Annotated in this window: 18 protein-coding genes; 13 read left to right on the top strand and 5 right to left on the bottom strand. The window is 43.0% G+C overall.

The features are described from left to right. The first annotated feature begins 8 nt into the window (after positions 1-8). From ACYRYY_RS01095 to ACYRYY_RS01080, 4 genes are read left to right on the top strand one after another with little or no spacing between them, the layout of a single operon-like run. On the top strand, positions 9-599 hold the full coding sequence (locus tag ACYRYY_RS01095) for a Maf family protein (RefSeq protein ID WP_460216441.1): 591 nt from the start codon (positions 9-11) through the stop codon (positions 597-599). Then, the gene (locus tag ACYRYY_RS01090) at positions 589-2,154 is read left to right on the top strand and encodes a long-chain-fatty-acid--CoA ligase (protein WP_460213645.1); all 1,566 of its coding nucleotides are present in this window, start codon (positions 589-591) and stop codon (positions 2,152-2,154) included. Before ACYRYY_RS01095 ends, ACYRYY_RS01090 begins: the two co-directional genes overlap by 11 nt. A 3-nt stretch (positions 2,155-2,157) precedes the next feature. Then, positions 2,158-4,104 carry a replication restart helicase PriA gene (gene priA / locus ACYRYY_RS01085; protein ID WP_460213644.1) on the top strand — a complete coding sequence of 649 codons (1,947 nt, stop codon included), beginning with the start codon at positions 2,158-2,160 and terminating at the stop codon, positions 4,102-4,104. 12 nt (positions 4,105-4,116) lie between these two features. Next, positions 4,117-5,001 carry a DMT family transporter gene (locus tag ACYRYY_RS01080; RefSeq protein WP_460213643.1) on the top strand — a complete coding sequence of 295 codons (885 nt, stop codon included), beginning with the start codon at positions 4,117-4,119 and terminating at the stop codon, positions 4,999-5,001. On the opposite strand, the gene ACYRYY_RS01075 is transcribed toward ACYRYY_RS01080, so the two are convergent. From ACYRYY_RS01075 to ACYRYY_RS01060, 4 genes are read right to left on the bottom strand one after another with little or no spacing between them, the layout of a single operon-like run. Continuing rightward, on the bottom strand, positions 4,981-5,460 hold the full coding sequence (locus tag ACYRYY_RS01075; RefSeq protein WP_460213642.1) for a nucleoside deaminase: 480 nt from the start codon (positions 5,458-5,460) through the stop codon (positions 4,981-4,983). The two genes, ACYRYY_RS01080 and ACYRYY_RS01075, sit on opposite strands and share 21 nt — an antisense overlap. After that, positions 5,457-6,140: an RsmE family RNA methyltransferase gene (locus tag ACYRYY_RS01070; RefSeq protein WP_460213641.1), complete on the bottom strand. Its 684-nt coding sequence runs from the start codon at positions 6,138-6,140 to the stop codon at positions 5,457-5,459. The genes ACYRYY_RS01075 and ACYRYY_RS01070 overlap by 4 nt, the downstream gene beginning before the upstream one ends. After that, complete coding sequence (locus ACYRYY_RS01065) at positions 6,140-6,901, bottom strand: metallophosphoesterase family protein (RefSeq protein ID WP_460213640.1); 762 nt, start codon at positions 6,899-6,901, stop codon at positions 6,140-6,142. Before ACYRYY_RS01065 ends, ACYRYY_RS01070 begins: the two co-directional genes overlap by 1 nt. Continuing rightward, positions 6,895-7,674 (bottom strand): 50S ribosomal protein L11 methyltransferase, encoded by a 780-nt coding sequence (locus ACYRYY_RS01060; protein WP_460213639.1) that lies wholly within the window; start codon positions 7,672-7,674, stop codon positions 6,895-6,897. The genes ACYRYY_RS01065 and ACYRYY_RS01060 overlap by 7 nt, the downstream gene beginning before the upstream one ends. Before the next feature lie 29 nt (positions 7,675-7,703). Between ACYRYY_RS01060 and ACYRYY_RS01055 the strand changes: the two genes are divergently transcribed. The 9 genes from ACYRYY_RS01055 (at position 7,704) to ACYRYY_RS01015 (ending at position 18,670) form a co-directional block, all read left to right on the top strand. After that, positions 7,704-8,450 (top strand): hypothetical protein, encoded by a 747-nt coding sequence (locus tag ACYRYY_RS01055; RefSeq protein WP_460213638.1) that lies wholly within the window; start codon positions 7,704-7,706, stop codon positions 8,448-8,450. A 69-nt stretch (positions 8,451-8,519) separates the two neighbouring features. Continuing rightward, positions 8,520-8,963, top strand: a complete 444-nt coding sequence (locus tag ACYRYY_RS01050; RefSeq protein WP_460213637.1) for a universal stress protein — start codon at positions 8,520-8,522, stop codon at positions 8,961-8,963. Positions 8,964-9,154: 191 nt separating this feature from the next. After that, positions 9,155-10,117, top strand: a complete 963-nt coding sequence (locus ACYRYY_RS01045; protein WP_460213636.1) for a TAXI family TRAP transporter solute-binding subunit — start codon at positions 9,155-9,157, stop codon at positions 10,115-10,117. A gap of 125 nt (positions 10,118-10,242) precedes the next feature. Then, the gene (locus tag ACYRYY_RS01040) at positions 10,243-11,973 is read left to right on the top strand and encodes a TRAP transporter permease (RefSeq protein WP_460213635.1); all 1,731 of its coding nucleotides are present in this window, start codon (positions 10,243-10,245) and stop codon (positions 11,971-11,973) included. Positions 11,974-12,111: 138 nt separating this feature from the next. Next, on the top strand, positions 12,112-13,299 hold the full coding sequence (locus tag ACYRYY_RS01035) for an ABC transporter substrate-binding protein (protein ID WP_460213634.1): 1,188 nt from the start codon (positions 12,112-12,114) through the stop codon (positions 13,297-13,299). An 8-nt stretch (positions 13,300-13,307) separates the two neighbouring features. Next, positions 13,308-13,997, top strand: coding sequence for a GTP-binding protein (locus ACYRYY_RS01030; RefSeq protein WP_460216440.1), 690 nt, complete (start codon positions 13,308-13,310; stop codon positions 13,995-13,997). A 4-nt stretch (positions 13,998-14,001) separates the two neighbouring features. Beyond that, complete coding sequence (locus tag ACYRYY_RS01025) at positions 14,002-15,000, top strand: ATP-binding cassette domain-containing protein (RefSeq protein ID WP_460213633.1); 999 nt, start codon at positions 14,002-14,004, stop codon at positions 14,998-15,000. 48 nt (positions 15,001-15,048) lie between these two features. Beyond that, the gene (locus tag ACYRYY_RS01020) at positions 15,049-16,200 is read left to right on the top strand and encodes a sensor histidine kinase (protein ID WP_460213632.1); all 1,152 of its coding nucleotides are present in this window, start codon (positions 15,049-15,051) and stop codon (positions 16,198-16,200) included. A gap of 91 nt (positions 16,201-16,291) precedes the next feature. After that, positions 16,292-18,670 carry an HD domain-containing phosphohydrolase gene (locus ACYRYY_RS01015; RefSeq protein WP_460213631.1) on the top strand — a complete coding sequence of 793 codons (2,379 nt, stop codon included), beginning with the start codon at positions 16,292-16,294 and terminating at the stop codon, positions 18,668-18,670. 44 nt (positions 18,671-18,714) lie between these two features. Here ACYRYY_RS01015 and nifJ read toward each other — a convergent pair whose 3' ends face one another. After that, entirely contained in the window at positions 18,715-22,305 is a 3,591-nt protein-coding gene (gene nifJ / locus ACYRYY_RS01010; protein ID WP_460213630.1) for a pyruvate:ferredoxin (flavodoxin) oxidoreductase, read from the bottom strand. Positions 22,306-22,371: the final 66 nt, after the last annotated feature.

The following is a 22,371-nucleotide window of genomic DNA, read 5'->3' as shown; positions in this document are numbered from 1 at the left end:
AAAATATGATTCAGAAAATAATACTTGCCAGCGGCTCACCCAGACGCAGGGAGCTTATGACACGCATAGGCATGAATTTTCAGTATGTAACATCAGACATCAAAGAAGATCTTACCGATGATCCCGATTTCGGGCATCAGGCAATGCGCCTTGCGGCTATGAAAGCATACAACGTGGCAAACATTTATGACGAGGCATACATAATCGGTGCTGACACCATCGTCACGCTGGACGGCGTGATATACGGCAAACCAAAAGACGCTGAAGATGCAAAAAACACACTCCGTGCTCTCAGCGGGAAAAAACATACGGTGATAACCGGTGTTGCCCTTGTTAACAAGCGTGACAGCATCTGCGACAGATTTTATGAATCCACAGACGTTTATTTCCGTGAATACGGTGATGATTTCATTGACTGGTATATAGAAACAGAAGAACCCTTTGACAAAGCAGGTTCATACGCCATTCAGGGAAAAGGCTGCCTCATGGTTGAAAAAATAGACGGCGATTATGACAATGTTGTCGGTCTGCCTGTCAGCAGGCTTTTTCAGCAGCTTATGAAATCAGGAATAAGACCGGGGGGACTGCATGAATTTTAACAACCTTGCCCAAATGCTTATTGACAGGGCAAAAATTCAGCCTAAAAAAATCTACCTTCATTTTCAGGAATCCAAAATCACTTACGGCGAAGCCAACAGAATAACTAATAAAATAGCCGCAGCCATGCAGCTTAAAGGTATCGAAAAAGGGGACAGGATAGCAATAATGCTTGAAAACTCTCCTGAATTTGTTTTTACTCTTTTTGCTGCCGCAAAATGTGGTGCTGTCGTTGTTCCGGTAAATATATTCCTTAAAAAAGACGAAGTGGCGTACATACTCAAAGACAGCGGAGCTAAAATTTTTGTAACATCCCCGGAGTTCCACGAGGTTGCCAATAAAATAGACAAAGACATTAAGACCCTGAAAGCTGTTATGGCTTACCAGGAAACGGCATTCCGTTCGGAAAACTTTTATACAATTTCAGAAAATCTTTCAGATAAAGATGTAAAACCGGATGTGACAGAGATGGACTCGGCTCTTCTCATCTACTCCTCCGGCACAACAGGACACCCCAAAGGAGCAGAACTCACACACAGAAATCTTATTGCAAATGCTGCTGCCTGTGCTTCGCGGTTTGATGTCCGCTCTAAGGAAAAATTCCTGCTTTTCCTCCCCTCTTTCCACTCCTATGCAATGATGACATGTCTTATCCTGCCCACATTCTGCGGGTCATCCGTGATCATTTTGGAAGGAGTGAATGACTTAAAGAAGAAAAGCTTTAAAAACATACTCATTTTCAAACGTCCCACCTTCTTCCTCGGTGTTCCTCAAGTTTATACAGCACTGCTGAAATCCAAGATGCCCGCATGGTTTATCAAATTTATTTACCCCATAAGGCTTCATGTGAGCGGCGGTGCGCCTCTTCCTGAGGAAACTTTAAAACAGTTTAAAAACAAGTTCGGGAAAACAATTATAGAAGGCTATGGTCTTTCAGAGGCATCACCTGTTGTTTCGGTAAACCTTCTGAATAGACAAAAACCGCTTTCTGTAGGTCCTGCTCTTGACGGTGTTCAGGTCAAGGTCATTGATGAAAACGAGATGGAAGTTCCGGTGGGTGCAGTGGGCGAGCTGATTGTAAAAGGACCTAATGTTATGAAAGGCTACTGGAACATGCCCGGACTCACGGAAACTACAATCCGCAACGGATGGCTTTTTACAGGCGACCTTGCTAAAGTAGATAAAGACGGCTTCATATACATAGTAGACCGCAAAAAAGATCTTATTCTTGTTAAAGGTATGAACGTTTACCCCAGAGAGATTGAAGAAGTGCTTCATAAATACGAAGGCGTTGAAGTGGCGGCTGTAATAGGTCTGCCTGATGAGGCAAGCGGTGAAGTACCTGACGCTTATATCAAACCGAAAGAAGGCTCAAACCTTGATGTTAAAGATATTAAAAAATATCTGCGTGAAAAGCTTGCAAATTACAAAATACCTCGCCATGTCTATATAAGAAAGGATCTGCCCCTCACTGCCACAGGCAAAGTGCTCAAGCGTGAGTTGAAAAGAGAGGTTCTTTCCGGTCACTTCAACACGGGGCATCACTCCGGGGAGTAAAATTTGACATATTATGACATCCTTCTGCCCGTTCCCGCAGGCGGCGTTTACACTTACATCTCCCATACGCCGCTTCACAGGGGGCAGAGGGTTAAAGTTCCCCTCGCATCCAGAGTCCTCACCGGAGCGGTTCTGCGTAAGGCAATGGAGCTTAAAGAAGGTGTCAAATACCGTGAAATTACAGAAATATTTGAAGATGCTCCTCTGTTTACAGATCCTTTTCTCAAGCTAATTGAAACAATGGCGGATTACTATGTAAATCCGCCCGGGCTTGCTTTTTCGGGTGTCGTGTCCAAATCTGTAACAGAATCCGACCCCTGCCCTGTCCCTGTTAAAATGCTGAAATCAAAAGAAGAACTGAAACTTAATGACGACCAGCAGGAAGTGTACGAGGCGATAAAGGCAGACAGCGGAAAATTCTCAGTACACCTTATTCACGGAGTAACAGGAAGCGGCAAAACAGAAATATATATAGAGCTGGCAAAAGATGTCATAGCTGCCGGACAAAAGGTGCTTTACCTTGTACCGGAAATATCCCTCACTCCGCAGATGGTTGACCGGATTTCAAAAAGACTGGGATTCGAGGTTCCCTCCTACCACAGCAGACACACACCTAAAAAACGCAAAGAAGCTTTCTGGAGCTTTGCTAAAGGTGAAGCCCCGGTGCTTATCGGCGCAAGGAGCGCCCTGTTTGTTCCGGCTGAGAATATTGGTCTTATAATCGTGGATGAGGAGCATGAACAAAGCTACAAACAGGAGGAAGCACCCTCTTACCAGCTTCGTGATATGGCTGTCCTGTACGGAAGTATTCTGGGAGCCACAGTGATTCTTGGCAGTGCTACTCCATCCCTTGAAAGCATGTACAATGCAAAAACAGGGAAGTATAAACTACACAGGCTCACCACAAGGCATGCAGCATGTATGCCTGTGATAGAGACCGTGGATATGCGCTCCTGCGACCCTATAGATCATATAATATCCGAACGCCTGTATGACGAACTCTCCGCCACTGTTCAGCGGGGTGAGCAGGCGATACTCCTCATAAACCGCAAAGGCTATTCCCATACACTCTACTGCGAAAAATGCGGAAAAACCATACACTGCCCCAACTGCTCTGTTGCTCTCACATGGTATAAATCAAGAAACGTCACCAAGTGCCATTACTGCGCCTCGGAATATAAAATCCCCCACTGCACCCACTGCGGCAGCACCCAGACCAGAGACTACGGAGCAGGAACGGAGCGTGTGGCAGAAGTTCTGGAACAGCTTCTGGGAATACCGGTGATGAAACTTGACACAGACAGTGTTACATCCCAAAGCAAACTAAGTAAAATGCTGGATGATTTTCGTGACGGAAAGTTTAAGGTTCTGGTAGGCACACAGCTTGTGGCAAAGGGACTTCACTTTCCTGATGTGACTCTTTCTGCCGTGCTTAATCTGGATAATATGTTTTCTCTTCCTGATTTCAGGGCTCATGAGCGTGCGTTTCAGCTTCTAGTTCAGCTTTCCGGACGTTCAGGGAGATGCGAGAAAGAGGGCAAAGTGATAATTCAGACCTATTCTCCGGATATGGAAATTTTTGACATGGCTATGAATCGTCCTGATGATTTTTATGATTTTGAAATGATGCGCCGTGAGCCATTCGGATACCCTCCATCCGGTAAGCTTTGCAGGCTTATTTTCAGTCATTCAAGGGAGGAAACTGTCTATGATGCCGCTCAAAGCGTCAAGCAGGTATTAAATTCTCTCCCGGCAGGTATAGATATAAAAAAACCGACTCAGGCACCTGTTTATAAGATACGCAACAAATACAGGTACTCTATCCTTATGAAAAGCAGCGATACCGCTCTTCTGAAAAGAGCAATAACCTTAGCAGTATCAGCCTTTAATAAACTCGGCAAAACTGCCGTCATTATGAAGGTTGACCGTGACCCGTATTTTTTTATGTAAGAGTTGTCTGATATGTTAAGAGGCATAATCTATTCCGTTTTGTCTGCTCTTGGCTTTTCCACCCTGCCTGTTTTTGCCAAACTTTGCTACGAAGCCGGATTTACATCAACACAAATGCTTTTTTACCGTTTTACATTCGGTGCATTGTCAATAGCTGTGTTTCTTGTTCTGAGCGGAAAACTTCCGGTTCTCATAACAAGCAAAGCAAATATTGTAAGAATCATGCTTGCTGCGGTTTGTTTGTTTTTGCCGCAGGCATTTTTTTTCGTATCATCAGTTAAATATATTTCCGCTGTAACTACGGAACTTATTTTTTATTTTTACCCCACGGCTGTTATATTGATCTCGTGGGCGGTTTTCAGAAAGCAGCTCAACAGGCTGCATCTTATCGCAGCAGTCACAGCATTCGCAGGTTCGGCGTTTGTTCTTTATGAGGCGTTTTCCTCCAATGTGGACCTTGCGGGAATAGGGCTTGCTTTCGCTGCGATGATGATGTTCTCCACCTATATAATAATTACACGGAATATACTTGATAATATAGATGCTTTTGCATTGACCTTCTTCTTTATGCTAACGGCATCCGCAGTTCTGTTTTTCATCACAGGAACAGATGTGTTCCGCCTGACGCCTTATCAGCTTTTTCTTGCTGTGCTCATAGGGATAGTGCCTTCGTCAATGTCAACAATTCTGCTTTATAAGGCATTGAAAGAAATAGGTCCTTCGCTCACCTGCATAGCATCGTCAATCGAACCTGTTTTCACGGTTATTCTGGCACACATGCTTCTGAAAGAGACAACTGCGGCAGCGCAGTTTATAGGTATGTTCATGATAATAGCGGGAATTATTCTGCCGGTATGGGGCAGCGCAGGGAAAAAATCAAAGCCTTCCGTTTCTTAAATCTCTGAAAAAGCTCTTCAGCATCTCTCTGATCTCGTCCTCAAAGATGCCGTGTTTGTAGTTAACCTTGTGATTAAGCCCCTGAATATCAAAGGTGTTCGCAAGGCTGATTACTCCGCCGAACTTAGGTTCGGTCACACCAAAAACCACGTTGCGTATGCGGGAGTGTATTATTGTTCCGGCGCACATCAGGCACGGTTCGACCGTAACATAAAGGCTGCATTCATCAAGCCGCCAGTCGCCTGTGTTTTTGGAGGCGTCTTCGATGGCTATTATCTCTGCGTGGCTTGTGGCTGTTTTGGCAACGGCTTTGGCATTTCTGCCCCTGCCTATTACAACACCGTCCTTCACAACCACCGCACCGATTGGCACTTCACCCTCTGAGCGTGCCTCTAGAGCCTGCTCGATTGCAAGACTCATAAACTTTATATCATCATCATTAAACTGAAAATCCGTCATTCAAGCTCCATACGCACCAGCCCTGTGAAAACCACAGCGGCGGTTTCCGCCTTCAGAACAGGAGTAAAAGGAGATACCACACGAAAGCCTTTTGATTTGAGAGTTTCCACTTCTGCATCTTCAAAACCACCCTCGCAGCCTATTATCATGGCTACATCACGGGATTGAATCTTAAGCGGTTCTTTGCCCTCCTTTCTTTCATAAAACAGAAGCTTTTCTGCATTATCTGCCTGAATATCAGCCAGCTCCACAGGGGGCATAATAACAGGAACATGCTCATTTTCACTTTGGAGAACAGCCTTAACCGCAATATCATGATATCTGCTGAATGATTTGTCTTTAACATCCTTCATGCTGCGGGCGCTGATTACAGGGATAATCTCCGTCACCCCAAGTTCAGCATACTTTTCAACGGCAAAATCCATATATTCACGTTTGAGGACACATTGATAAACAGCCAGACTGTATGATGGTTTAACAGCAGGACGTTGTGACAAAATCTCAAGGGAGGTAAACTTATTAGTTATCCGGGAAACCTTCGCCACACAAAACTTTTCAGGGGTGAGAATACCGAATTCATTCCCTTCTCTGCTTCTCAGGACTGTTTTTATATAATGATGAGCATCATCCCGCAGTTCGCAGGATGACCCTTCAACTTCATCAAGCCAGATTCTCTTCATCAGCCTTTGTCCTTATATTTTACTGACTCAAACTCAAAATCACCGTTATCATCAATAATCATTGAGCTAAGAAAATAACCGTAAACACATCCTGTATCAAGGTTAATGGAGCATATCTCTCCTTTCTTATTCCGGTTGATGTAAGGTTTGTTGGGATTTATCTGCGGGTCAATCTTTACCACAGGAGTATGACCGTGAACCATTGTGTATCCGAAGTATGTTGTTTTACGCCTATCAGTATTCCTTGACCATGCAAAGCGGAATTGAGGGCTAAAGGATTCATCATCTCCGTTTCCCGAACCATCACCAATACCGGCATGGGAAAAATGGAGTCTGAGAAAACCGTAATCCATTGAATCGCATATCACTGCGGAGTTGAAGAAACCCATATAAGGCTCAAAGTATTTGTAAGCAAGGAGAGAAACATCCTTTCCCTGAGCCATTTCTTTGTCGAACCGCCCTCCGGAGAATGAGCTTATTGTTTTGTCTCCGCCAAGTTTCATAAACTGTTTAAAGCCGTAACGAAGAGAGGAGCGCAGGTAGTCCATCATGACATCCTCATGATTGCCCAATAGGAGAGTAACATCATACTCCTTTTTAAGTTCTATAATGAGATCGCAGACCTCTTTGGAGTATCTGCCTCTGTCAACTATATCACCAAGGAAAATCAGCCGGTGAATGTCGTATTCTCCGAAAAGCCTGTTCAGAAGAGCATCAAGCGTCCTGACACATCCATGCACATCACCTATTACTCCTAACATCTTTTAAGACGCACTCCTTTCCACTCCTTAACTACTTCCACAGCCTCAACCGCATAATCGGAAATATCTATATCTGACATAAATTCTTCATATTCTTCTTGAAGTATGCCTGAGTAAACTATATATTCCGGCTGTTTTGCTATGACCTCACCGTGGATAACTTTCAGAACCGAAGTAATAATATTTGCCACTATCACATCAGCATGATGGTTCAGGCTCTCGATCCCACCTGCCCATGCTTCAATATTTTTGCATCCGTTGAGTTCGATATTCTCATGGGCATTCCCCATGGCGAGTTCGTCTATATCAAAAGCATAAACTTTTTCAGCACCGCAGACAGATGCTGTTATGGCAAGTATCGCACTCCCGCAGCCCACATCTGCTACTGATTTTCCCTGACAAACACTTTCCAGAAGCCTTGCAGCCGCCTGCGTTGTGGCATGTGTTCCTGTTCCGAAAGCAAGGGCAGGAATAATGCGGACTGCCTTGCCGGACGGAGCGGGAGTTTCGGCATCAAAGCAAAAGAAGACATTATCTGTAAGCCAGCCGGGCTGGAGGAATTCCTTCCATTTTTCTTCCCAGCCTGTTTCGTTTATATCTGCTGCTGTAAATTCGATTCCGAAGCTCTTGAAAATATCTGTAAGATCGGTGTCTGAATATACAATGTAAACCGTTTCTTCATTTTTAAAACTGTCTTCAATAACAGTAAGTTCCATATCAAAAAGAGCTTCTTCAAACTCTTCATTCTGTTTAAAATATCTATATTCTTTCATTTCTGCTCCGTTATGATAAAATACAGTCCATGAGACTGTCCGCAAGATTAAGTGAGATATACGGTATTTCACGCAGAAACGCAAAGAAATATATAACAGAAGGCAGAGTAAGCCTGAACAGCAGAGCTGTCAGAAAAGATATTGAAGTTGCAGGCGATGAAAATCCTTTATTGGAAATAAAACAAACGGAACAAATTTACGATACAGATTCTTTTATAATCTCTATCAAGAACGATGTTATTTTTTATTACAAACCACCGTTTATGCACAGTGAACGTCATACGCCTGAAGATCCTATTTCCATAAGCGACTTAGTACCAAGTACACACAGGCTCATTTCAAGGCTGGACCATGAAACGGACGGAGTCCTTGCTGCTGTTGGAAATAAAGTTGATGTTAAGGACGTTAATAAAATATATATTGCTATAGTTGAAAACAGGTTTCCAGATAGATTGTATATGGACAACGCCATCGATGCCGCAAAACGTAAAAAAGTAAAAGTTCTTGATACTAAAGGTATAAATCCAGTTGTATTCACCTGCCGCATGTTTTTTAAAGGCTTTTCTGTTGTCAGCGCTGAACTTAAGCATGCTAACAGACACCAGCTAAGAGCCTATTTGTCGCACTCCGGCTTCCCTATTGTAGGTGATAAACTTTACGGAGGAAGAGAATTTCCACGCCTGATGCTCCACTGCGAATACACTTCTGTTAACAATAATGAAGAAACTTCCAAGAGGTCAGACAATTTTCTTGATTATTTTTCAAACCATATTTAAAATCTGAACATTCAAAAGCATCAAAACAAAATCATATTCTAATCCGACAATAACAACAGGAGCAATTTTATGTTCAAACCAAAGAAAATACTGGTTCCGACAGATTTTTCATCTGCATCCAAAGTCGCTGTTCAGCAGGCTAAAGATATTGCCGAACAGTTTGATTCAGAACTGGTGATAATTCATGTTAAAGCAAAAGAGGCAGAGAACCTCCCCTTGTTCTTCCTTGATGATTCCAAACTTGAGGAAATCAACAGACACCTGGACGAACACATTGAGCATGAAATGGATAAAATTAAAAAAGACATATTCACCGGAAGCACAGTTAAACCGACTATCAGGATTAACCATGGTAATCCATATGATGAAATTATTAAAACTGCAGACACAATGGCATGTGACCTTATTGTAATTTCTTCCAAAGGTAAAAGTGCTTTAGATGGTTTCTTCTTTGGCAGCATCACAGAAAAAGTCTCAAGAAAAGCTCATTGTTCAGTGCTTATATCACGCTGATGATGTTTATCTGATTTAATAACTGCTTTACAGGGCAATTTTATTTGTTTAGGGCATCACTGCACTGATGCCGAAAAAGACATGATATTTAAATCAGTTACAAAACGAAACTATATTATAAAAATAACAAAATCGTTGTAATTAGTACCTTTTAATGGTATTTTTTCATATCAAATGATGGAGGAAGTTTTATGAAGTCAGGACTTTTCAGAACAGCTTTTGCTATTTTTGCGCTCTGCACAGCGCTGATAGCTCTTCCCGCTGCTGCGTCCGCCGCTATGTACAAGTTTTCCGGCGGTCCCTCAGGCGGAACATTCATGTACTATGCAAACGGCATAGCACAGCTTATCAAAACACCGGATATCAGAATCCTTGCGAGCGCGTCAAACGGTTCGGTCGAGAACGTAAGGCTTGTTGATTCAGGCAGAGCAAGCATGGGCGTTGCATACGCAGGGGACGTGTTCCTTGCGAAAAAAGGTCAGCTCACCGGCGACACAAGAAAGTATGAAAACGTAATGGCTATCGGCTATTTCTACGGCGCACCTGCCCACATGATAGTAAGAGCAGACTCCAAAGTGAACTCAACTGCTGATCTCGCCGGCAAGAGAGTGGGTGTCGGTGATGCAGGTTCCGGAGCAGCTTCCAATGCAGAGCGCTACTTCACTCAGCTCAAAGTTTGGGACAAGATGAAACCTCAGTTCATAGGCTATAGAAACGCCGCTGCGGCTTTCGGCAACAATCAGCTTGACGGTTTCTGGGTATTCGCAGGATTCCCCAACTCTTCCGTTATCGAAGCAGCCCTTCAGACAGATGTTAAAATAATGAGCCTCTGGAACGATGCTCAGAAAGGCGGACTCCTTGACGAATATCCTTTTTATTCAAAAGTTGTCATCCCTGCAAATACTTATAAAGGGCAGACTGAACCTGTTGAAACAATTCAGGACGGAGCCATATGGGTAGTTAACAAAGATGTGCCTGAGAACGTTGTTTATGAAATGACAAAAGCCGTTTACAGCCCCGCAGGCTTTAAACACCTTGTTGAAATCCATAAATCAGCAAAAGAAATGAGCATTGAAGGCGGTCTCACAGGCATAGCCACTCCTGTTCATCCCGGTGCTGCAAAATACTGGAAAGAAATGGGTGTACTTAAGTAACAAGAAAGACCACTGTCAGGATTCAACCCCTGACAGCACCCTACTGTAAAAAAAATGCACAAAATATGCGGCAGGGCATCCTGCCGCTTTTATTAGGGTTAATCTGGTTTTGTCGGAGGACTTAAGTGTACGATAAACTTACAAAAATCGAGAAATATTTTTTTGACGGGATGGCGCTTTTTCTCGTTCTTTTCTATTCATATTCGGCACTTGTTGTGCCAGCCGCCACCCAATATCACAAAGGAGTGTATGTTTTTGTTACATACATCCTTGTTTTTCTGGTCTACAAATCGAAAAGCATATTCTTCCGTATAGTGGATTATATCCTTTTGATCCTGTCAGCGGTCACTGTTGTCTATTTCATGATGAATTTTGAGGCTCTGAACTACAGAACAGGGGCGGAAACACAGACTGACGGAATCATAGCTGTTATAGGCGTTCTTATAGGAATCGAGGTTGCCCGCAGAGCAGTAGGCACAGTGTTTGTTATTATAGGTACAGTTCTTCTGCTCTACGGAGTTTACGGACCTTATGCGCCTGAACTTCTTATGCACCCGGGCGGCTCTTTTATAGAAATATGCGTAACCTGTTTCTATAAAAACGACGGCGTGTTCGGGATTATGGCAGATGTTCTTGCAACATACGTCCTTCTGTTTGTAATTTTCGGTGCTTTCCTTGAAAAATCAGGAGCGCAGAAATTCTTCATAGATCTCCCTGTTGTTCTCGTTGGTCACAGAACAGGCGGACCAGCAAAGGTTGCCGTTATAGCAAGCGCCCTGTTCGGCTCTATTTCCGGCAGTGCCATAGCAAACACAGTGTCAACCGGAGCTTTCACAATACCACTCATGAAAAAAGTGGGTTTTAAACCTCATGTGGCGGGCGCTGTTGAGCCTGCGGCATCAATAGGCGGAATGTTTATGCCGCCCATCATGGGGGCAGGAGGCTTCATCATGGCGGAGCTGACAGGCATACCCTACTCCAAAATAATGCTTATAGCTATATTCCCCGCAATGATGTACTTTTTCAGTGTTTTTGTAATGGTCCATTACGAAGCTAAAATCCATAACATAAGAGGCGAAAAATCAGAAGAATCCGCCCTCAAAATCTTCAAAGAAGGATGGTATTATATCCTGCCTCTGGCAGTGATCACTGTTCTTATGATTATTGGTTATGACGCAGGTCTTTCGGCAGTTGTCGGCATACTCACATGCCTTGTCATAAGCTGGTTTAAGAAAGAAACAAGAATTGACCTCCCCGGTGTGGTGGATGCAGCCAGAAAAGGGGCGGAAAGCAGCCTTAAAATAGGCGCCACAGTCGGAGTAATAGGTATCATCATCGCAATGCTCACATTCAGCGGACTGATCCTTACTTTTGCTGATATAGTCATCAGCCTTGCAGAAGGAAAACTCTGGCTGACCATACTCCTCATTGCCCTTGCATCACTCATTCTAGGAATGGGGGTTCCCGTTACCGCTGCTTATCTTATTACAGCCGTGGTGGCAGTTCCGGCGCTTACTCACCTCGGCGTAAGCCCTATAGCAGCGCATATGATTGTTTACTGGCTCAGTCAGGACTCAAACATAACACCGCCTGTGTGCATAGCCGCATTTGCAGGCGCTGCAATCGCAGAAGCGCATATGTGGAAGACGGCTTTCAACTCATTTAAGTTTGCCAAATTCCTTTATCTTGCTCCGTTTCTTTTTGGGTATGTTCCCGCATTTTCGCTGGACGGCTCTTCGATGGATATAGTAAAGGCATTCATTTTGATTATAGTTGGAACATGGCTGTATTCATATTTTCTCAGCTTTGCATGGTATTACAGCATCAGAAACAGATTTGCTCCCAAAGCAGCATAATCATCAAAGACCGGAGATAAAACTCCGGTCTTTTTTTGTTTTATTTGACATCAATCAATTCATTTTTCCCTCTCATGTTTATATTAAAACTCACAAAGACGGATAAACAGGTTATAAATATAAAATACAGAGGTAGTTATGAACTTCGCTGAAATGACAATTAAAGAAATAATCGATAATCACCCTGAAACAAGAGACATATTCGTTTCAAACGGCTTTGAGCATTTTAAAGATGATGCCAAACTCAACACTCTCGGCAAATTTCTTAAACTTGAAACAGCCCTGAAAAACAAAAAATATGATGTCGGAACCTTTGTTGCTCTTCTTGATGAAAAAGTAAACTCAAACGAAGCAGCAGCGGATGTCACTCTGAAGAAAGCCAAAACAGAAGGCGCAGTCAGCATGAAAGGGCTTCTTCCCTGCCCTGTCCGACTCCCTATTCTCGAAAAGATAGACGCATACGCTGAAAGCGAAGGCGTTTCCGTTACATATAAACTTGAGGCTGCTTCTGTCGGTGCGGACTGGATGAATGCCGAAATAAGGAATGCTGATTCTGTGGCATCTCTCTCAGACATTTACCTTTCAGCAGGTTTTGAGCTGTTTTTCAGCAAAAAATTCCGTGATAAGCTTGATGCTGACGGCAGCTTTAGAAATCTTGTTGAAACAGGTATAAATAAACGTTTCACTGACCTGAAACTTGAGGATCCAAGAGGCTTACTCTCCATTGTTGCCCTTGTTCCTGCAGTATTCATGCTGAACCTTGAAGAACAAGGGGACATGCCTGAGCCTAAAACATGGGCGGATCTGCTTCGTCCTGAATATGAAAACAAAGTGGCTCTCCCAGTAGGTGACTTTGACCTGTTCAACGCCATACTCCTCAGCATTTATAAGGAACACGGCATGGAAGGGGTAAAGAAACTAGGCAAATGCCTTATCAAATCAATGCACCCTGCCGAAATGGTCAAAAATGCAGGTAAAAAGGTCGCAGATAAGCCTTATATAACAATAATGCCCTATTTCTTCACCAAAATGCTTGCGGGGCTCAAAACAGTGAAGGTACTCTTCCCTGAAGACGGAGCAATAGTGAGCCCTGTTTTCATGCTCGCCAGAGATAAAGAAGGGGTACGCCCTCTTGCACAGGCTGTTGCAGGTAAGGAAATCGGGGAAATACTTACACAGAAAGGGCTTTTTCCCTCAACTCACCCTGATGTAAACAATGTTCTTCCAGATTCTGCTCCTTTTAAGTGGATAGGCTGGGATTTCATTGAAAATAATGATATTGATCAGGTTATAGAAGAAACAATGAACGTATTTAAAAACTCCTGAGGTTGATGATGAAATTTATAACAGTTTCCGGTCCCCCTTCATCGGGCAAAACATCGGTAATTCTGAAAACCATAGACGCCCTCGCCTCCAGAGGGCTTAAAACAGGGGTTGTCAAGTTTGACTGCCTTACCACTGATGATGACAAGCTGTACGAAAAAAAAGGCGTACCCGTTAAGAAAGGCTTATCAGGAGCTTTGTGCCCCGACCATTTCTTCGTAAGCAATGTTGAAGAATGCGTACGCTGGGGAACAGATAAAGGGCTTGATATACTCATAAGCGAGAGTGCCGGTCTCTGCAACAGATGCTCACCTCACATAAAGGATATAACCGCCGTGTGCGTTATAGATAACCTCAGTGGCGTCAACACACCTAAGAAGATTGGTCCTATGCTGAAATCAGCGGATATAGTGATCATCACCAAGGGAGACATTGTATCACAGGCGGAAAGAGAGGTCTTCGCTTCAAGAGTGAAAATAGCAAATCCGGCTGCGACAATAATGAATGTCAACGGAATCACCGGACAGGGTGCGTATGAGCTTTCACGTCTTTTTATCGGCGGAGACGAGATTGAGACTCTTAAAGGGCGCATGCTTCGTTTTTCAATGCCCTCTGCTCTCTGCTCATATTGCCTGGGAGAAAGGCGCATCGGCGATACTTATCAGATGGGCAATGTCCGCAAAATGGATATGGAGGAGTAGAAAAATGAAAAAAGCCGCTGACAGAAAATTTTCCGAACAGACATATATGACCGATTTCTTTGAAAGCTTCGGTCTTAAGATAGACAACCATGAAATTACCCCTGCCGAATACGTGAGAAACATCCCGGAAGACAAGCTGGAGGATCTGGGAATTGATCCGGAGAGCTTCTTTCAGTCGCTGGAAGCCTTCGCCGCAGATTTTGAAGCGATGATGAATGACAAAGGGATGGATGTAAACAGCCTCACAGTGATCGGCGGACACGATAAAAGCGGAAATCCTGAAAATGTTGAGCTTACCATAAGCAAAGGTGATATAATCTGCATAGTAGGACCTACCGGTTCGGGAAAAAGCCGCCTTCTGGCTGATATTGAATGGCTGGCAGACGGAGATACCCCCACCGGAAGGCGTATTCTGATAAACGGCGAAAAGCCGGATTTGTCAATGCGTTACTCTTTGGAACATAAGCTTGTGGCGCAGCTTTCGCAGAACATGAACTTCGTAATGGACTTAACTGCCGAAGAATTTGTCATGATGCATGCTGAAAGCAGGCTTGTGGAAAATCCCGCAGAGAAGACCGCCCTTATAATCGAGCAGGCAAACATGCTTGCTGGAGAAAAATTTAAACCTGACACACCTGTGACATCTCTCAGCGGCGGTCAATCCCGTGCGCTGATGATAGCTGATACTGCTTTTTTAAGCAAATCACCCGTTGTACTTGTGGACGAAATTGAGAACGCCGGAATAGACAGAAAAAAAGCTCTTGAACTCCTTGTTAAGGAAGAAAAACTCGTTCTTATGGCGACACATGACCCGATTCTGGCGCTTATGGGTTCAAAAAGAATAGTCATAAAAAACGGCGGTATCAACGAGATAATCGAAACCACAGGAGAAGAAAGAAAAAGTCTTGAAGCATTAAGAAAGCTGGATGAAAAGCTCCTTGCCATGAGAAATATTCTCCGCACTGGCGGAAGACTTGATAATATTGATGATACGATAATTTAAATTGCAGATGATAAATATTTTCGGTATTGTCATCTAATGAGGAACTATTTGGAAGAAAACAAGAATCTGCACACTTTCTTTGCTCCGGCAGAACGTACTTCAGATGCAGAGATAAGAAAAAAAGCAGAGGAGATTAAAAGCGCTCCATATATCTGCAGTATTCTTAACTCTCTTCCTGATACTGTTGCGGTTCTTGATGAAAACAGACAGATAATTTTTGCAAACAGGCTTCTCTTAAATCTTCTTGGATTACAGAAGCAGGATACACTGCTTGGGATGCGCCCCGGTGAGGCACTGACCTGCGAACATGCCTTCATAGACGGTTGTCCCGCCTGCGGAACAACTGAATACTGCTCGCAGTGCGGCGCAGTAAATGCAATACTCGCTGCAAATTTAGTGTCTGATGAAGTAAAAGAATGCCGCATTGTAACAGAACACGGTGATGCCTTTGATCTGCTTGTAACTACAAGGATAATACCGATCAATAATTCTGAGTACATTCTTTTTATTGCTAAAAATATTGCAGATGAAAAACGGCGAATTATTCTTGAGCGGATATTTTATCATGACATTTCCAATCTCGCCGGCGTTATTCATACAATGAGCGATATACTTAAGGACTCTCCGCCTCCGGAAGACTGCGAGGAATACCACCATATTCTCTACGGAACATCGAAGGCACTGGTGGAAGAAGTTCATTCTCACAGGCTCTTAACCCTTGCCGAATCAAAAGAGCTTGTTATAAATATCGAACCTTCGGAAAGCCTTGATATTATAAATGAAGCAGCAATGATTTACTCCAATCACAGCACTGCTTTTCAAAAAAGTGTTGCTGTAAGTGAAAACTCAGAAAATATTCTTATCGAAACTGATAAAACTGTTCTTAGGCGTATTCTCGGCAACATGCTTAAAAATGCGCTGGAAGCAAGTCTGGAAGGAGAAAAAGTCCTTATAGGATGCTACAGAGAAGATGACTCCGCCGTTTTCTTTGTTCACAATAACGGTTTTATGCAAAAAGATGTTCAGCTGCAGTTATTCCAGCGTTCATTCTCCACAAAAGGTAAAGGGCGCGGGCTGGGAACATACAGCATAAAACTTCTCACGGAAAACTATCTTAAGGGCAAAGTCCGTTTTGAAACCCGCAGGGAAAGCGGAACAACTTTTTTTATCAAAATCCCCTTCTCATATAAACCGTTCTGATTTATTCACCCGATACTTAATCGTCAATCCGGCTTTTAATTTGATATTGTGTTATCGTTAATTATAGTGATGCACAACCGGAGCCGGCACAATGAAAAAATATACTTTCACTGTGAGCATTCTGTCATTGTTCAGCACAATGACACTTGTTCTTTCATTTTTTCTCATCGGCAACTTTTATTTCAACGGTCAGAAATATGCGCTGAATCTGACAGAAGCTAAAATAACCGAGGTTAACAGAAACATAACAGAATCACTCAGCAGCAGTCTGAAAAATACAGAAAATAAACTGTCTGTATTGGCAAATACAATTGAAAACAATAAAATACTTGATAATACTGACATCTTTACAAGGATTATGAAAGAACACCTCAATTCGGACAAGAACTTATCAAGTATATATGTTGCCGATATGGAAGGCAATTTCATTCAAGCCAGAAGAGACCCGGAGCTTGCTCTCCGAGTCATTGAAGTCAGAAAAAATTCAGACACATACTACTTCAAAGATAATGACTTTAATACAAAATCTGCTGAAAGCTTTGTAATCAGTTATGACCCAAGGGAAAGGAGCTGGTTCCAAAATGCTGCGAACTCATCGGGTGCGCACAGAACTGATCCGTACTTTTTTGCATCCACAAACAAACCCGGAGTTACAATCTCTCTTTCGGCTATGGATGAAAACGGAAAAGTGATGTACATATGCGGAGCGGATTACACCCTTGATAATTTATCAGCACTGCTGAAAAGCAAGGCAGGACTTGTCAACGGAAGACTTTTTCTTTTCAGTGATAAACAACAGATCATAGCCGCATCATTTAATTTTGAAAATAAAGACGGTATTCTGGCAAAAATTAAGGATCTGGGAATAAAGGAAGCTCAGGATATATTTGATGCAGCAACACAAGGAAATCATAAAGGGAAAACAAGCAGTTCTTCCGGTGTAAACTATATATACTTTATCACACCTGTGTCTGGAAATTGTGAAAGCAGATGGTTTCTTTCATCAGTTGTAGCAAGAGCGTCCATTCTGGAAAATATTAACCAAACCTTACTCAACACAATAGCTATATCTGTTATTATAATGGGAATAATTTATCTTCCGGTTTCTTATATCATCAGAAAAATATTCATACACCCTATTGACAAGCTTAAAAGCATGACAGCAGACATCTCTGAACAAAACTATGAAACAACTGAAGTTATACTCACACGTATTGATGAATTTCATAAACTTTCCATCTCATTGGAAAACATGGCAAAATCCATCAAAAAATATGAAAAAGATCAGATAAAACTTACAGATTCTTTTATAAAAATACTTGCAGGGGCTATAGATGCAAAATCTCCTTATACAGGCGGTCATTGCGAAAGAGTTCCGATTATTGCAGTTATGCTGGCAAAAGCAGCGAGTGAAAGCATAGAAGGAAAACTCTCAGAGTTTTCTTTCAGAAATGAAAATGAATGGAGAGAATTTAAAGTTGCGGCATGGCTTCATGACTGCGGAAAGGTAGTAACACCTGAATACGTTGTTGATAAAGCAACTAAACTGGAAACTATATACAATAGAATTCATGAAATAAGAACCAGATTTGAAGTGCTTTACCGTGATGCGGTGATAGACTGCTACAAAAAGCTGCTTGCCGAACCGGATAAAAAACAATTATTTGAGCAGGAGCTTGCGGAAAGACATAACAAAATAAAAGATGACTTCTCTTTTGTAGCAGAGTGCAATATAGGCGCTGAATTTATGGATGAGAAAAAATCTGAGAAACTGAAAGAGATTTCACAAATTAAATGGACCAGATACTTCAGTGACAGGCTTGGTCTGAGTAACTCCGAAAAACTCCGTTTACATAATTATCCTGAGCCCTCTCTGCCGTGCATAGAAAATCTGCTGTCTGATAAACCTGAACATATCATAAGACATGAACGGTTGATTGACGCAGGAGAATATGAAAGCCTGAAATTCAAGGTTGATGTACCGGAATATTTTAATAACAGAGGTGAACTTTATAACCTTTTAATAGATAGAGGAACACTTAATAAAGAAGAGAGATTTAAAATCAATGAACATATAATCATGACAATAAAGATGCTTGAGAGTATCCCGTTTACAGATGATCTCAGGCGTGTTCCGGAATATGCCGGGTCACATCATGAAACCCTCAAAGGAACAGGTTATCCGAGAAAACTCAGCGCAGAGGATCTTTCCATCCCCGCCAGAATAATGGCAATAGCAGATATATTTGAAGCTTTAACAGCCTCTGACAGACCATATAAAAACGCAAAATCTCTGTCTGAAGCTTTAAATATCATGAGCTTTATGGCAAAAGACGATCACATCGACTTCGATATTTTCAAACTCTTCCTTCAAGAAGAAGTTTATATGGAATACGCAGAAAAATACTTAAAGACAAAACAAATAGACCATGTGGATATAGAAAAGCTTATAAAACAGGCAAAGCATTAAAAAAAGCCCTTCGGAATTTCCGAAGGGCTTTGATATTTAAGGTATTATTTGCTGCAATCCATCTTTTCAGCAAGCTGTTTGTAGATGGAGAATCTGCGTTTTACTTTTTCGTCCGCTACTTCAGCAAGCTCTTTTGCTTTTTCGGGGAACATTTTCTGGACAACTTTAAATCTGTTTTCTGTAGCCATGAAGTCTTTCAGGCTCATAGAAGGATCTTTGCTGTCGAAAGTGAGGGGGTTTTCACCTGCCTCAAATTTGTCAGGGTGGAAACGGAACAGAGGCCAGTAGCCGGAGTTAACAGCCCTTTTCTGAGCATCTACACCGCTTGACATGTCGATACCGTGTGCAATGCAATGTGAGTAAGCAATAATGATTGAAGGACCATCGTACTGCTCTGCCTCAACAAATGCTTTTATACACTGCGCAGGGTTTGCAAGGGATACCTTGGCAACATATATGTGACCGTATGTCATGGCTATCATGCCGAGGTCTTTTTTCTCAGGCACTTTACCGGAGAAAGCAAACTTAGCAGCAGCACCAATAGGTGTTGATTTTGAAGCCTGACCACCTGTGTTGGAGTAAACTTCAGTATCAAGCACAAGCACATTGATGTTCTCTGTAGCTGCGAGAACATGGTCAAGACCGCCGTAACCTATGTCATACGCCCATCCGTCACCGCCAAGAATCCATACGGATTTCTTAACAAGGTAATCGGCAAGGGATATAAGGTTTTTGGAATCTTCTGAGCCGATTTTTTCAAGGGAAGCTTTAAGTTTGGCAACTCTTTCCCTCTGCTGTTCAATCTGAAGCTGGTCTTTCTGCTCTGCGTTGAGGATTTCAGCAACAAGAGCCTTATCAAGCTTGTCGCCGAGTTTTTCCATAAGTTCTTTAGCCTGAAGCTCAAACTGGTCAACAGTGAGTCTCATTCCGTAACCGAACTCAGCGTTGTCTTCAAACAGTGAGTTGGACCATGCCGGACCTCTTCCGTCACATCTTGTAGTGTAGGGAGTGGTGGGCAGGTTACCGCCGTAGATTGATGAGCAGCCTGTTGCGTTAGCGATTATAGCCCTGTCACCGAAAAGCTGTGCAAGCAGCTTAACATAGGGGGTTTCACCGCATCCTGCGCAAGCGCCTGAGAATTCAAACATATGGGGAGAAAGCTGGCTGCCTTTGAGTGAGTTTTTGTTGTATTTCTCAACGGGAAGTTCAGGGATTGTGAGGAAGAACGCAAAGTTTTCCGCTTCCTGATCCTTGATTTCATGCTGAGGTTTCATATTGATAGCTTTTATTGAAGGATCTGTCTTGCTTTTTGCAGGGCAGTTGTGTACGCATGCACCGCAGCCTGTGCAGTCTTCAGGAGCAAGCTGTACAGTAAACTTCATACCTGCGAAATCCTTTCCTCTGGCATCGCCTGATTTAAATGCCTTAGGTGCTTTATCGAGAACGGCAGGGTCATAAACCATAGTCCTGATAGCAGCGTGGGGGCATACGAATGAGCAGATAGCACACTGAATGCAAAGCTCTTCTTCCCAAACGGGAGCATTGATGGCGATATTGCGTTTTTCAAATTTGGCTGTCCCTGTGGGGAAAGTACCGTCAACAGGAAGTTTGGAAACGGGTACTTCATCGCCTCTGTTAGCTACAAGCACGCTTGTAACATCTTTAACAAAGGGAGTGGCGTCTTTATCAGTCACGCAGTTATTTATTATGGGGAAAGGAATAACTTCGTTATCCTTAACACCGAGCTGATCCTCTTTGGAGTAATCAACCTCATAAAGCTCGTTGGCACCGGCTTCAACGGACTGAAGGTTCATGTTTACTACCTTTTCACCGTATCTTCCGTAGGATTTTCTGATAGCATCGCTAATCGCTTCCTTCGCTTTTTCAAAGGGAAGAATTCCTGATTCTTTGAAGAACGCTGTCTGAAGGATAACGTTGTATCTTGAGCCGAGACCTATCTTCTCTGCAGCATCAACAGCGTTAATAACGAAGAATTTCGCCTTCTTAGCAATAATCTGTTTTTTGACTATTTCAGGAAGGTGAGCCCAAACAGTATCCTTATCAAACTGGCTGTTAAGAAGGAATGTTCCTCCGGGTTTGAGGAATCTGAGCATTTCATACTTATCAAGGAATGAGAAGTTGTGACATGCAACAAAGTCAGCTTCCTGAACAAGATATGAGCTTTTAATATCCTTTTTGCCGAAACGCAGGTGCGAAGTTGTCATAGAACCTGCTTTCTTTGAGTCATAAACAAAATACGCCTGAACATTATTATCAGTGTATTCTCCGATAATTTTAGCGGAGTTTTTGTTGGCGCCTACAGTTCCGTCAGAACCGAGACCGAAGAACATAGCATTGTAAACGCCGTCTCTGGGAGTCAACCAGCCGCCGTCGTAAGGAAGGCTTGTTTTATTGAGGTCATCCTCAATACCTACAGAGAATCCGTTCATAGGATCTTCTTTATCAAGGTTGTCAAAAACAGCTTTAACCATAGCGGGAGTGAATTCTTTTGAGCCAAGACCATATCTTCCGCCGACTATTACAGGATAACCTTCAAATTTGAAGATTTTTTTCTGCATAGCTTCGCCGATTGCCGTACGTACATCAAGATACATGGGTTCGCCGATTGAGCCGGGCTCTTTTGTTCTGTCCAGAACAGCCATTTTCTTAACTGTTTTAGGAATAGCATTTATAAAATCAACAAGGGGGAAAGGCCTGTAAAGTCTGATTTTTATTATACCGACTTTCTCGCCGAGAGAAGTCATGTATTCGACAGTTTCTTCAGCAACATCAGCGCCTGAGCCCATGATGATGATGATTTTTTCAGCATCCGGAGCGCCGAAGTAGTCAACAAGGTTGTACTGTCTGCCCGTAAGGTCGGCAAACTTGTTCATCTGTTTCTGCATAATAGCAGGGAAGTCAGAGTAATATTTATTAGCCGTTTCACGGCTCTGGAAGAATACGTCAGGGTTCTGTGCAGTACCTTTTATAGTGGGACAGTCAGGAGTAAGCGCTCTGGCTCTGTGGTTGCGCACAAGCTCATCACTGATCATTGCTCTCATATCTTCGAGTGTGAGTTCTTCTGTGGTGCGGATTTCGTGGGAAGTTCTGAAACCATCGAAGAAATGGAGAACAGGGATTCTGCCCTCAAGAGATGCCGCCTGAGAGATAAGAGCGAAGTCCATAACCTCCTGAGGATTGTTTGAACAGAGCATTGACCAGCCTGTCTGGCGGCAGCTCATAACATCGGAGTGGTCTCCGAAAATGGAAAGAGCGTGGGTAGCGATGGCACGCGCGCTCACATGGAAAACAGTAGGAGTAAGCTCTCCTGCAATTTTCAGCATGTTTGGAATCATAAGAAGAAGGCCCTGCGAAGCAGTGAAGGTAGTTGTGAGTGCGCCGGTCGAAAGTGCGCCGTGAACAGTACCTGAGGCTCCGCCTTCTGACTGAAGCTCAACGACTCTGGGCACTGTGCCCCATATGTTGACTTCGCCAACGGCACTTTTCTCGTCTGCAATTTCGCCCATTACGGAAGAGGGAGTTATGGGGTAGATCGCTATGACTTCATTGGTTGCATGGGCAACATGGGCGGCAGCGGTATTGCCGTCGATGTTGACTTTTCTTCTGTTAGCCATTATTCCTCCTTGGTTTTGAGTATTTGACAAGATCCTTACGGTTGCAGAATATAACCTGAATAATAG

The sequence above is a fragment of the Geovibrio sp. ADMFC3 genome (assembly GCF_054687035.1).
Note: the sequence above shows the minus strand (reverse complement) of the source record. Positions and strands in the feature narration are given on the sequence as shown.